The organism is Actinophytocola sp. (assembly GCF_036002505.1).
Taxonomy (GTDB): Bacteria; Actinomycetota; Actinomycetes; order Mycobacteriales; family Pseudonocardiaceae; genus DASYTH01.
In genome coordinates, this window is sequence record NZ_DASYTH010000134.1 from 25,797 (window position 1) to 38,806 (window position 13,010).

General features: G+C 71.0%; 12 protein-coding genes. 10 read left to right on the forward strand and 2 right to left on the reverse strand.

The window, feature by feature from the left end; translation table 11 throughout:
- Positions 1-72: 72 nt before the first annotated feature.
- From VGR06_RS11445 to VGR06_RS11455, 3 genes are read left to right on the forward strand one after another with little or no spacing between them, the layout of a single operon-like run.
- On the forward strand, positions 73-2,709 hold the full coding sequence (locus VGR06_RS11445; RefSeq protein ID WP_327558994.1) for a valine--tRNA ligase: 2,637 nt from the start codon (positions 73-75) through the stop codon (positions 2,707-2,709).
- An 8-nt stretch (positions 2,710-2,717) separates the two neighbouring features.
- Entirely contained in the window at positions 2,718-4,067 is a 1,350-nt protein-coding gene (gene folC, locus VGR06_RS11450) for a bifunctional tetrahydrofolate synthase/dihydrofolate synthase (protein WP_327558995.1), read from the forward strand.
- Entirely contained in the window at positions 4,064-4,438 is a 375-nt protein-coding gene (locus tag VGR06_RS11455; protein WP_327558996.1) for a DUF4233 domain-containing protein, read from the forward strand. The genes folC and VGR06_RS11455 overlap by 4 nt, the downstream gene beginning before the upstream one ends.
- Here the strand turns inward: VGR06_RS11455 and VGR06_RS11460 are convergent.
- Both VGR06_RS11460 and VGR06_RS11465 read right to left on the reverse strand, forming a co-directional pair.
- Entirely contained in the window at positions 4,435-4,791 is a 357-nt protein-coding gene (locus tag VGR06_RS11460) for a GntR family transcriptional regulator (protein WP_327558997.1), read from the reverse strand. The two genes, VGR06_RS11455 and VGR06_RS11460, sit on opposite strands and share 4 nt — an antisense overlap.
- The gene (locus tag VGR06_RS11465; protein WP_327558998.1) at positions 4,788-5,582 is read right to left on the reverse strand and encodes a hypothetical protein; all 795 of its coding nucleotides are present in this window, start codon (positions 5,580-5,582) and stop codon (positions 4,788-4,790) included. Before VGR06_RS11465 ends, VGR06_RS11460 begins: the two co-directional genes overlap by 4 nt.
- A gap of 122 nt (positions 5,583-5,704) precedes the next feature.
- Between VGR06_RS11465 and VGR06_RS11470 the strand changes: the two genes are divergently transcribed.
- From VGR06_RS11470 to VGR06_RS11500, 7 genes are all read left to right on the forward strand, one after another.
- Complete coding sequence (locus tag VGR06_RS11470) at positions 5,705-7,264, forward strand: alkaline phosphatase D family protein (protein WP_414637225.1); 1,560 nt, start codon at positions 5,705-5,707, stop codon at positions 7,262-7,264.
- 51 nt (positions 7,265-7,315) lie between these two features.
- Entirely contained in the window at positions 7,316-7,726 is a 411-nt protein-coding gene (gene ndk, locus VGR06_RS11475) for a nucleoside-diphosphate kinase (protein WP_327558999.1), read from the forward strand.
- A gap of 97 nt (positions 7,727-7,823) precedes the next feature.
- Positions 7,824-8,756, forward strand: a complete 933-nt coding sequence (locus tag VGR06_RS11480) for an ABC transporter ATP-binding protein (RefSeq protein WP_327559000.1) — start codon at positions 7,824-7,826, stop codon at positions 8,754-8,756.
- A 10-nt stretch (positions 8,757-8,766) separates the two neighbouring features.
- A complete protein-coding gene (locus tag VGR06_RS11485; protein WP_327559001.1) occupies positions 8,767-9,570 on the forward strand; it encodes an ABC transporter permease in 804 nt (267 codons plus the stop codon).
- Between the two features lie 16 nt (positions 9,571-9,586).
- Positions 9,587-10,444, forward strand: a complete 858-nt coding sequence (locus VGR06_RS11490; RefSeq protein WP_327559002.1) for an ABC transporter permease — start codon at positions 9,587-9,589, stop codon at positions 10,442-10,444.
- Between the two features lie 83 nt (positions 10,445-10,527).
- Entirely contained in the window at positions 10,528-10,938 is a 411-nt protein-coding gene (locus VGR06_RS11495) for a DoxX family protein (RefSeq protein WP_327559003.1), read from the forward strand.
- 145 nt (positions 10,939-11,083) lie between these two features.
- The gene (locus tag VGR06_RS11500; protein WP_327559004.1) at positions 11,084-13,006 is read left to right on the forward strand and encodes a TIGR03960 family B12-binding radical SAM protein; all 1,923 of its coding nucleotides are present in this window, start codon (positions 11,084-11,086) and stop codon (positions 13,004-13,006) included.
- Positions 13,007-13,010: the final 4 nt, after the last annotated feature.

Below are 13,010 nucleotides of genomic sequence, written 5' to 3' on the forward strand. Positions count from 1 at the left end.
GGGTCCGCTGGTCGGGGCAGTGCTGCGGAATCCGGGTGAACCCCGCCGCGGGCGATTCGTAGACTTCTCAGCGTGACCGACATCCCATCGCAGCTGACCACCGAGCTACCGCCGGCCTGGCAACCGGCCGCGGTCGAGGCGGAGCTGTACCAGCGGTGGGTAGACAGCGGCTACTTCCGGGCCGACCCGCGCAGCCCCGAGCCGCCGTTCTGCATCGTGATCCCGCCGCCGAACGTGACCGGCAGCCTGCACATGGGTCACGCGCTGGAGCACTCGATCATGGACGCGCTCACCCGGCGCCGGCGCATGCAGGGCTTCGAGACACTGTGGCTGCCCGGCATGGACCACGCCGGCATCGCCACGCAGAACGTGGTCGAGCGGGAACTGGCCGGGGAAGGGCTTTCCCGGCACGACCTGGGCCGCGAGGCGTTCGTCGAGCGGGTGTGGCGGTGGAAGGCCGAGTCCGGCGGCATGATCCTCAACCAGATGCGCCGGCTGGGCGACGGCGTGGATTGGAGCCGGGAGCGGTTCACCATGGACGCCGGGCTGTCCCGGGCCGTGCAGACGATCTTCAAGCGGCTGTTCGAGGATGGCCTGATCTACCGCGCCGAGCGGATCATCAACTGGTGCCCGCGCTGCCACACGGCGCTGTCCGACATCGAGGTCGAGCACTCCGAGGACGAGGGCGAGCTGATCTCCATCCGGTACGGCGACGGCGAGGTCTCGATCGTGGTGGCCACCACCCGCGCGGAGACGATGCTCGGCGACACCGCGGTGGCGGTGCACCCCGACGACGAGCGCTACAGGCACCTGGTCGGCACCGAGGTGGTGCTGCCGCTGACCGGCCGGCGCATCCCGGTCGTGGCCGACGATCACGTCGACCCGGCGTTCGGCACCGGCGCGGTGAAGGTGACGCCCGCGCACGATCCCAACGACTTCGAGATCGGCCGCCGGCACGGGCTGCCCGCGCTGACGATCATGGACGAGCGCGGCGTGATCACCGCGCACGGCCCGTTCGAGGGGCTGGACCGGTTCGAGGCGCGGCCCGCGGTGGTCGCGGCGCTGCGCGAGCAGGGCCGGATCGTCGCGGAGAAGCGGCCGTACCTGCACTCGGTCGGGCACTGCTCGCGCTGCGACACCGTGGTCGAGCCCCGGCTGTCGCTGCAGTGGTTCGTCAAGGTGGCTCCGCTGGCGAAGGCCGCCGGGGACGCCGTGCGCGACGGTCGCACCACGATCCACCCGGCGGACCTGGCGAAGCGCTACTTCGACTGGGTGGACAACATGCACGACTGGTGCATCTCGCGCCAGTTGTGGTGGGGCCACCGCATTCCGGTCTGGTACGGGCCCAACGACAAGGTGATGTGTGTCGGTCCGGACGAGGAACCGCCGGAAGGCGAGGACTGGCACCAGGATCCGGACGTGCTGGACACCTGGTTCTCCTCGGCGCTGTGGCCGTTCTCCACGCTGGGCTGGCCCGAGCGGACCGCGGACCTCGACCGGTTCTACCCGAACAGCGTGCTGGTCACCGGCTACGACATCCTGTTCTTCTGGGTCGTCCGGATGATGATGTTCGGCCTGTACGCGATGGACGACGTGCAGCCGTTCGACCATGTGTATCTACATGGGCTGATCCGGGACGCCAGCGGCAAGAAGATGTCCAAGTCCCGCAACAACGTCATCGACCCGCTGGACTGGCTGGACCGCTACGGGGCCGACGCCACCCGGTTCACCCTGGCGCGCGGCGCGACCCCGGGCGGCGACATGGCGCTGTCCGAGGAATGGGCGGCCGGGTCGCGCAATTTCTGCAACAAGCTGTGGAACGCCAGCCGGTTCGCGTTGATGAACGGCGCGACGGTGGCCCGGCCGCTGCCCGAGCGGGACGCGCTCACCGACGCCGACCGCTGGATCCTGGACCGCACCGACGCCCTGGTGTCCGAAGTGGACACTCAGTTCGAGGACTACCAGTTCGCCCGGCTCTGCGACGCGCTCTACCACTTCACCTGGGACGAGTTCTGCGACTGGTACCTGGAGCTGGCCAAGGTGCAGATCGCGGCGGGCGGCGAGCGTGCCGAGGCCACCCGCGCGGTGCTCGGGCACGTGCTGGACACGTTGCTGCGGCTGCTGCACCCGCTCGTTCCCTTCGTCACCGAGGTGCTCTGGCTTTCCTTGACCGGTAAGGAATCCCTGGTGGTCGCGGACTGGCCGGCGGTGCGTGGCGCGGCGCCGGACGCCGAGGCCGCCCGGCGGATCGAGGGTGTGCAGCGGCTGGTCACCGAGATCCGGCGGTTCCGGTCCGACCAGGGGCTCAAGCCCGGGCAGCGGGTCGCCGCCCGGCTGTCCGGAATGGACGGTGCGGGCCTGGCCGGGCACGAGCCGGCGGTGAGCACACTGGTCCGGCTGGAGCCGCCCGGCGAGTCGTTCGCCTCGAGCGCGTCGGTCGAGGTGTCGCTGCCCGGCGGCACGGTCACCGTGGAGCTCGACCTGTCCGGCACGGTGGACGTGGCGGCCGAGCGCAGGCGGCTGGCCAAGGACCTTGCCGCGGCGGAGAAGGAGCTGGCGCAGACCGAGGCCAAGCTCGGCAACCCGCAGTTCGCCGACCGCGCGCCGGCCGGCGTGGTGGCCAAGATCAAGGCGCGGCGCGAGCTCGCCGTCGCGGAGATCCAGCGGATCACGGCGCGGCTCGAAGCGCTGGCCGGGTCCGGATCCTAGTGTCCACAATGGACGGTCTGGAGCAGCTCCGGCAGGTCGAGTCCGAGCTGAACACCCGGTGGCCGGAGACGAAGATCGAGCCGTCGCTAAGCCGGATCGCCGCGCTGGTCGACCTGCTCGGGGATCCGCACCGGTCCTACCCGGTGCTGCACGTCGCGGGCACCAACGGCAAGACCTCCACCGCGCGGATGATCGACGCGCTGCTCACCCGGATCGGCCTGCGCACCGGCCGGTACACCAGCCCGCACCTGCAGCTGGTGACCGAGCGGATCGCGCTGGACGGCGCCCCGGTCAGCGCCGAGCGCTACGTCGAGGTGTTCCGCGACATCGAGCCGTACGTGTCCATGGTGGACGGTGCGGGCGAGATCCCGATGAGCAAGTTCGAGGTGCTCACCGGCATGGCGTTCGCCGCGTTCGCCGACGCGCCGGTGGACGCCGCGGTGCTCGAGGTCGGGCTCGGCGGCACCTGGGACGCGACGAACGTGGCGGACGCCCGGATCGCCGTGGTCGGCCCGGTGGGCACCGACCACGTCGAGTACCTGGGCGCGGACATCGAGGGCATCGCCCGGGAGAAGGCAGGGATCGTCAAGCCCGGGTCGATCGCACTGGTCGCCGAGCAGATCCCGGAGGCGGCCAAGGTGATCTTCGAGCGGTGCGCCGAGGTGGACGCCACCGTGGCCCGCGCCGGGCTGGAGTTCGGGGTGCTGCGGCGGGACATCGCGGTCGGCGGCCAGCTGGTGAAGCTGCAGGGCCTCGGCGGCGCCTACGACGAGATCTTCCTGCCACTGCACGGCGCGCACCAGGCGGCCAACGCGGCCCTGGCGCTGGCCGCGGTCGAGGCGTTCTTCGGCGCCGGTGCGGACCGCCAGCTCGACGTGGAAGCGGTGCGCGAGGGGTTCGCGTCGGTCGTGGTGCCCGGCCGGCTGGAGCGGATGCGCACGGCGCCGAGCGTGTTCGTCGACGCCGCGCACAACCCCCACGGCGCCAAGGCGCTCGCCGCCGCGCTGGACACCGAGTTCGACTTCCGCCGCCTGGTCGGGGTGGTCGGCGTGATGGCCGACAAGGACGCGGCCGGCATCCTCGCCGAGCTCGAGCCGGTGGTCGCCGAGGTGGTGCTGACCCGAAACTCCTCGCCCCGGGCCATGGACGCGGACGCCCTGGGCGGGGTGGCCCGGGAGATCTTCGGCGAGGACCGGATCGTCATCGAGCCACGCCTGGACGACGCCATCGAGACCGCGGTGCACCTGGCCGAGTCCGACGACCCCGCCGCCCCGATGTCCGGCACCGGCGTGATCGTCACCGGCTCGGTGATCACCGCCGGCGAGGCGCGCACGCTGTTCGGCAGGGAACCCACATGAGCGCACCGGATCCGCTGAAGTCGTTCCGCGGTGTGGTCGCCGCCGCCCTCGCGCTCGAAGGCATCGTGGTGCTGCTCGCGCTTCCTTTGGTGGCCAAGTTGGGGGACGGGCTAGCTACCTGGCAGGGCGTACTGGTAGGCGCCCTCGCTCTGGCTCTGTTTCTGGCCATCGGCGCGGCCGGACGCCCCTGGGGAATCTGGCTCGCGCTCGGTCTGCAGGTGGTGATGGTCGCCTGCTGGTTCGCGGTGACCGCGCTCGGTGTGCTGGGCCTGATCTTCGGCCTGGTCTGGAGCCTGCTGCTGTGGTTCCGCCAGGACGTGGCCAAACGCCTCGCCGCAGGCCGTTTACCCGGTCAGTCCACTTCGGACTAGGTCTGGCCGAGCGCCGCCCCGACGATGCTCAACGCCTCCGCCGCGTCCAGGCCGAGCGCGCGCACGGTGACCGCGTACTCCCGGGCCGCCTTCATGGCCACGGCCCGGCTGCGCTCACCGGCGGCGCTGACGAACGTGCCGGCCCGGCCCCGGGTCTCCACCAGGCCGGCCTCCTCCAGCTCCCGGTAGGACCGCGCCACGGTGTTGACCGCCAGCCCGAGGTCGGCGGCCAGCCGGCGCACCGTGGGCAGCCGCGTGCCCGCCGCCAGCGTGCGGTCGCTGATCTGCCCGGCCAGTTGCGCACGCACCTGCTCGTAGGGCGGAACGGCGGACGCGGTGTCGATGGTGATCATTGGACGACCCCGGCCGGACTGCGGGTGAGGTGGCCGGCGACCTCCGCGGCCACCCAGCAAGCCGCGCCGAGCACCGCGTAGCCGAGCAGGGACCAGATCAGCCAGGAGCCGACCGTGCTGTCGCCCAGCGCGGCGACCAGCGCGACCAAGATCGGGAGGGGCACGACGGCGGCGCGGGCGTCCTGGGTCCGCAACACGTCGTCGACGAGCAGGGAGTCAGAGTCCTCGGCCACCGACGGCCGTCGCAGCACGCCGGCCAGTACCAGCCCGAACAGGGTGGCCAGCACCGCGATCGAGCCGAGAAATGCCAGCGCCAGAGCCCGGTCGACCGGCCGGGAGGCCAGCAGCGCGGTGGCCGCGCCGAGCAGCAGACCACCGCCATGGACGACGAGGACCACGGCGAGGTAACGGGGCCCGAGCACCCGTGCCACACGGGCTGCTGCGGGATGGGCGGTCCTGGTCCTCCTGGCCCCGAGCAGCCGGCGCTCCGCCCGGTACGAGTACCACAGGCCGGCACCCCAGGCGAGGATGATGACCACGGGGGTGAGCACGGACCAGGCCAGCCCGCTGACATCGCTCTCGTCCGGGGTGGAGTCGGACCGGCTCCGCTCGGCAAGGTCACTCAAGATGGTGAAGATCGCGGTGTACGCCATGACCGTGCCGAAGGTGATCCAGTTGCCGCGCCGGCGTGCCTCAAGCCGTTCCACCAGCAGCGCCGACGGCTCGATCCGGCCGAGTTGGTTACGCCTGAGCCACTCGCGCGCCCGCTCGGTGGCGGTCTTCGTCGTCATGCCGGCCCCTTTGTAGCAAGTTCTGTATCGCCATGATGGGTCAATGGTTGCGACAATGTCAACCTCCGAACGTTCACCCGGGGTTCCCTTCCCGGCGAACCGGGCACGCTAGAACGGCCGGCATGGAGATGACCCAGGGCTTCGACCGGCGGACGCTGCTGCGCGCCGGAATGGTGGGAGTGGGCGCGACCGCCGCCGGGCTGGTGGTGCCGGCCGCGGCGCAGGCGGCTCCGCTGGTGCGGGCCGGGCGGCCGGTGCTCACCCACGGTGTGCAGAGCGGGGACGTGACCCGCGACGGCGCGCTGGTCTGGACCCGTGCGGACCGGCCGTCGCGGATGCTGGTGGAGGTGTCCCGCGACCCGTCCTTCCGGCAGGCGTCGAGGACGCTGCGTGGACCGGTGCTGACCCCGGACACCGACGGCACCGGCAAGCTCCGGCTGACCGGCCTGCCACCCGGCCGCGAGGTGTTCTACCGGGTGCGCGCCGAGGACCTCGACGGCCGGGCCGCGAGCGAGCCGCTGACCGGCTCGTTCCGGACCGCGCCGGCCGGCCCCGCGGACGTGCGGTTCACCTGGTCCGGAGACGTCGCCGGGCAGGGCTGGGGGATCAACCCGGACATCGGCGGCATGACCGGATACGCCGCGATGGCCGCGCGGCGGCCCGACTTCTTCATCCACAGCGGCGACGCGGTCTACTCCGACGGCCCGCTCCAGGCGACGGTGACGCTCCCGGACGGCCGGGTCTGGCACAACCTGGTCACCCCGGAGAAGTCCAAGGTGGCCGAGTCCCTGGCCGAGTACCGCGGGCAGTTCGCCTACAACCTGCTGGATGTCAACATGCGGACGTTCGCCGCGAGCGTGCCGGCCTACGTCCAGTGGGACGACCACGAGGTGCTCAACAACTGGTACCCCGGGGAGATCCTGGACCTGCCGCAGTACACCGAGAAGCGGGTGGATGTCCTTGCCGCGCGGGCGTTCCAGGCCTTCCACGAGTGGCAGCCGGTGGACCCGCGGCGGGCCGTGGACGGCCGGGTCCACCGCAGCTTCGGCTACGGTCCGCATGTCGACATCTTCATTCTCGACATGCGCAGCTACAAGGACCCCAACACCTCACCCAAGGACGGCGCCGGCCACATCCTCGGCGAGCGCCAGGCCCGCTGGCTGGTCGACGGCCTGAGCCGCAGCCGGGCCACCTGGAAGATCATCGCCAACGACCTGCCGCTCGGGTTGGTCGTCCCCGACGGCCCGACCGACATCGAGGGTGTGGCCAACGGCCTGCCCGGCGCACCGGGCGGGCGGGAGCACGAGCTGGCCTGGGTGCTCCGCCAACTCGCCGCCCGGCGGGTGCGCAACGTCGTCTGGCTCACCGCCGACGTGCACTACACCGCCGCGCACCACTACTCGCCCGACCGCGCCGCGATCGCCGATTTCCATCCGTTCTGGGAATTCGTCTCCGGCCCGCTGCACGCCGGCGCGTTCGGCCCGAACGCACTCGACCCCACGTTCGGCCCGCGGGCGGTGTTCACCCACGCCCCGCCGGCGCCCAACACCTCGCCGCTGGACGGCTTCCAGCACTTCGGCGAGGTCGAGATCGACGGCCGCACCCGCGAGCTCACCGTGCATCTGCGGGACGGCCGCGGCACCGCGCTGTGGAGCACGACCCTGACCCCGCGGCGGCCCTGACCGGCTGGCTAAGCTGCGCGAAGTCCCGAACCCGAAGGAGTATCGAAGATCGTGAGTGAGCGCACCCTGGTCCTCGTCAAGCCGGACGGCGTCGGCCGCGGCCTGGTCGGCGACGTGATCTCCCGGATCGAGCGCAAGGGCCTGACCCTGGTCGCCCTCGAGCTGCGCAAGGTGGACCGGGCGCTGGCCGAGCAGCACTACGCCGAGCACGCCGGCAAGCCGTTCTACGGGTCGCTGCTGGAGTTCATCACCTCCGGCCCGCTGGTGGCCGCGGTGGTCGAGGGCCCGCGGGCGGTCGAGGCGTTCCGCCAGCTCGCCGGCGCCACCGACCCGGTCAAGGCCGCCACCGGCAGCATCCGCGCCGACCACGCCGTCGAGGTCCAGTACAACCTCGTGCACGGCTCGGACTCCGTGGACGCCGCCAAGCGCGAGATCCTCCTGTGGTTCCCGGACGTGATCTGAGGTTCCCGAGGAACGGTGGGCCGTTCGGTCGCACGGCTGAGCCGCCGCCGACTTAACCCTTTCAGATCGGCCGGTGGCGGCTCTACGCTGCCGAGTCGTGGGCGCTAACGGACACCTGGTGCAGGCGCGGGGGTTGGTCAAGCGGTTCGGAGACCTCGAGGCGGTACGCGGCATCGACGTCGAGGTCCGGCGCGGCGAGGCGTTCGGGTTCCTGGGCCCGAACGGCGCGGGCAAGTCCTCGACGATGCGCATGATCGGCTGCGTGTCCCCGCGCTCCGGCGGCGAGCTCGAGGTGCTCGGCATGGACCCGGACCGGGACGGCCCGAAGATCCGGTCCCGGCTCGGCGTGGTGCCGCAGCAGGACATGCTGGACTTCGAGCTGACCGTCCGGCAGAACCTGCACGTCTACGGCCGCTACTTCGGCCTGTCCCGGGCCCAGGTCCGGGCGAAAGCGGTGGAGCTGCTCGACTTCACCCAGCTCACCGAAAGGGCCGAGGACGACGTCGAGCCGCTCTCCGGCGGCATGAAGCGCCGGCTCACCATCGCCCGGTCGCTGATCAACGATCCGGAGCTGCTGCTGCTCGACGAACCGACCACCGGCCTCGACCCGCAGGCCCGGCATCTGTTGTGGGACCGGCTGTTCCGGCTCAAGCAGTCCGGCGTCACGCTGATCCTCACCACCCACTACATGGACGAGGCCGAGCAGCTCTGCGACCGGCTGGTGATCCTGGACCGCGGCGTGATCGTCGCCGAGGGCAGCCCGGCCGAACTGATCGGCCGGTACTCCACCCGGGAGGTGCTCGAGCTCCGGTTCGACCCTGGCGAGCAGGACGGCGCGGCCACCGTGGTGGCCGACCTCGGGGACCGGACGGAGGCGCTGCCGGACCGACTATTGGTCTATACCAGCGACGGCGAGGCCGCGCTCGCCGCCGCCCACGCCAAGGGCGTGCGGCCGCTGTCCAGCCTCGTCCGGCGCAGCACGCTCGAGGACGTCTTCCTCCGGCTCACCGGCCGGTCACTGGTGGACTGAGGAGGGGGTCGTGACACAGGCGCTCGAGCGGGCGGCTCCGCCCGGTCCGGTTCGCGCGGTTCTCCTCGTGGTGGAGTCCTACCTGATCTGGTACCGGCGCAACTGGCGGTCCACAGCGGTGAGCAGCGTGGCCCAGCCGCTGTTGTTCCTGCTGGCCATGGGGTTCGGGTTCGGCTCGCAGGTGGAGCCCGGGGCCGCGACCGGCGGGCTGCGCTACGTCGTCTTCCTCGCGCCCGCGCTGCTCGTGGCCACGACCGCGAACCGGGCCACGTTCGAGTCGGCCTACCCGGTCCTCACCGGGTTCAAAACACAGTCCAAGTACCAGCCGGTCGCCGCGACACCGGTCACCCCCGCGCAGATCGCCCTCGGCCTGCTCGCCTGGATGGCGCTGCGGCTGGCCGGGGTCGGGCTGATCTACCTGGCCGTCGCGGCCGTGCTCGGCGCGCTGACCGGGCCGGCGGTGCTGCTGGCCCTGGTGGCGGCCGTGCTCACCGGGATGGTGTTCTCCGCCTTCGTGGTGGCCCTCACCGCGACGCTGAAGTCGGACTGGCCGTTCAACGCGCTGTTCCGGTTCGTGGTGCTGCCGATGGCGTTGTTCGCCGGGGTGTTCTTCCCGGTGGACGTGCTGCCCCCGTGGTTGCGCCCGGTGGTCTGGGCGACCCCGATGTGGCACGGCACCGAGCTCGCCCGGGGCTGGACGTTCGGTGGTCTGGACCTCTGGCCGGCGCTGGGGCACCTCGCCTACCTGACCGCACTCGTCGCCACCGGAACGTGGCTGTGCTGCCGGTTCTTCCGCCGGCGGCTGGCGACGTAGGCACTCGGGGGGAGCGATGACGGACACGTTGCCGGGCACGGCATCCGAGGTACGCGCGGGCCGGGCGCGGCCGGGCGGGCTGCTGCTCCGGATGCTGCCCGCGGGCGCCTACGCGGGCCGGGCGCGCACCCTGGTCGAGCGGAACCTGCTGGTGCACCGCCGGTTCTGGCTGAACTTCCTGGCCGGGCTGGGTGAGCCGCTGTTCTACCTCGTGGCCGTCGGTGTCGGGTTCGGCAAGCTGGCCGGCGACCTGATCGGCCCGGGCGGCGCGCCGATCAGCTACGCGGCCTTCGTCGCGCCCGGCCTGCTCGCGGCCTCGGCCATGAACGGCGCCATCTACGACGCCACCATCGGGGTCTTCTTCAAGATCAAGTACAACCGCACGTTCGAGGCCATGCTGGCCACCCCGGTAGGCCCGATCGACCTCGCGCTCGGCGAGGTGTCCTGGGCGCTGCTGCGCGGCGGCCTGTACGCCTCGGGCTTCGTCACCGTGATGCTCGCCATGGGCCTCGTCACCTCGTGGTGGGGCCTGCTGATCCTGCCGGCGGCGCTGTTCACCGCGTTCGGGTTCGCCGCGTTCGGCATGGCCTGCGCCACCTTCATGCGCTCCTGGCGCGACGTCGACCTGGTCCAACTCCTGCTGCTGCCGATGTTCCTGTTCTCCACGACGTTCTTCCCGATCACCGTCTACCCGCCGGCGATCCGCATCGTGGTCGAGATCCTCCCGCTGTACCAGGGGATCGAGATCATGCGCGCGCTCACCACCGGCGTCGTGGGATGGCCGATCCTCGGGCACGTCGCGTACTTCGCGGTGCTCGCCGCGTTCGGGATGGTGGTCACCGCGCGCCGGTTCGGCCGGTTGCTGCTCAAATGACCGACCCGAATTGCGAAGTCGATCTCGACCCAGGATAGTTGAGCGGTTGACAATCTTAACTCGCCTCACCTCGGGAGGTTGCAGTGGACGTCGTCGCCCTCATCGGACGCATTCTGTTCGTGGTCCTCTTCCTCGGCTCGGGTTTCGCCCATCTGACGCAGACCCAGGCCATGGCCGGGTACGCGTCGAGCAAAGGCGTGCCCGCCGCGAAGCTAGCCACCCAGGCCAGCGGCGTGATGATCATCATCGGCGCGGTGATGCTGCTCCTGGGCGTCTGGGCCGACCTGGGTGCCCTGCTGCTGGTCGTGTTCCTGTTCCCCACCGCCGTGCTCATGCATGCCTTCTGGAAGGAGACCGACGCTCAGGCCAAGCAGCTGGAGATGATCCAGTTCCAGAAGGACACGGCCCTCGGCGGCGCCGCGTTGCTGATCTTCGCCCTGGTCGTCAAGCTCGGCGACGGCCTCGGCCTGACCGTCACCGGGCCGCTTTTCTGAGTCGGGGGTCTGGGGAGCGCGCCCCCCAGATGGCACAGTTACCCTTGCACCGTGAGCGGAGCTTGCGGAGCGAACCGTCGACGCTGCCCTGTTGCCGAGGGACGAGGCAACAGGGTTGCCATCACCGAGCTTGCGAGGTGATGGCGTGAGTGTGGAGTCGGTCTTTCCGCGGCTTGAGTCGCTGCTGCCAAGGGTGACCAAGCCGGTCCAGTACGTCGGCGGCGAGCTGAACGCCACCGTCAAGGACTGGGACTCCACCACGGTGCGCTGGGCACTGATGTACCCGGACGCCTACGAGGTCGGCCTGCCCAACCAGGGCGTCATGATCCTTTACGAGGTGCTCAACGAGCAGCCCGACGTGCTGGCCGAGCGCACCTACGCGGTCTGGCCGGATCTCGAGGCGCTCATGCGCGAGCACGGCGTTTCGCAGTTCACCGTGGACGCGCACCGTCCGGTCGGCGCGTTCGACCTGCTGGGCGTCAGCTTCTCCACCGAGCTCGGCTACACCAACCTGCTCACCGCGCTCGACCTCGCCGGAATCCCGTTGCACGCCGGGGATCGCACCGGCGAGCACCCGCTGGTGATCGCCGGCGGGCACGCCGCGTTCAACCCGGAGCCGATCGCCGACTTCCTCGACGCCGCCGTGCTGGGCGACGGCGAGGAGGCGGTGCTGGAGATCACCGGCCTGGTTCGCGCCTGGAAGGCCGGGGGCCGGCCCGGCGGGCGCGACGAACTGCTGCTCCGGCTGGCCGAGACCGGCGGTGTCTACGTGCCCCGGTTCTACGACGTGTCGTACCGCGACGGCGGCGAGCTGGCCGCCGTCGTGCCGAACCGTGCGCGGGTGCCGGACCGGGTGGCCAAGCGCACCACCATGGACCTGGACGCCTGGCCGTACCCCAAGCAACCGCTCGTGCCGCTGGCCGAGACCGTGCACGAGCGGATGAGCGTGGAGATCTTCCGGGGTTGCACCCGTGGTTGCCGGTTCTGCCAGGCCGGCATGATCACCCGCCCGGTGCGGGAGCGCTCCATCGACGGCATCGGCGCCATGGTCCACACCGGACTCGAGGCGAGCGGCTTCGACGACGTCGGGCTGCTCTCCCTGTCCAGCGCCGACCACTCGGAGATCGCCGAGATCACCAAGGGGCTTGCCGACCGCTACGAGGGCACCAACACCAGCCTGTCCCTGCCCAGCACCCGGGTCGACGCGTTCAACATCGACCTGGCCAACGAGCTGTCCCGCAACGGCCGCCGGTCCGGCCTGACGTTCGCCCCCGAAGGCGGCAGCGAGCGGATCCGCCGCGTCATCAACAAGATGGTGTCCGAGGAGGATCTCATCAGGACGGTCAGCGCCGCCTACGCCAGCGGCTGGCGCCAGGTGAAGCTGTACTTCATGTGCGGCCTACCCACCGAGACCGACGACGACGTCCTGCAGATCGCCACCATGGCCCACGAAGTGATCAAAGCCGGCCGGGAAGCCAGCGGCCGCAAGGACATCCGCTGCACGATCTCCATCGGCGGCTTCATCCCCAAGCCGCACACCCCGTTCCAGTGGGCCGCCCAGGCCGATCCGTCCACAGTGGACAACCGGCTGCGCAAGCTCCGCGCCGCAGTGAACTCCGACCGCGGCCTCGGCCGCAACATCGGAATGCGTTACCACGACGGCGAACCCAGCCTCATCGAAGGCCTCCTCTCCCGCGGCGACCGGCGCGTCGCCAAGGTCATCGAACGGGTCTGGCGCCAGGGCGGCCGCTTCGACGGCTGGTCCGAGCACTTCTCCTACCAGCGCTGGGTCGAGGCGGCCGCGGCCGAGCTCGAGCCCCTCGGCGTCAGCCTCGCCTGGTACACCACCAGGGAACGCCAGGTGTCCGAAACCCTCCCCTGGGACCACCTCGACTCCGGCCTCGACAAAACCTGGCTCTGGGACGACTGGCAGGACGCCCTCGCCGCCCACGAACTCGACGACTGCCGCTGGACCCCCTGCTACGACTGCGGCGTCTGCCCCGCCATGGGCACCGACATCCAAATCGGCCCCACCGGCCGAAAACTGCTCCCACTCACTCCCGTGTAGGAAC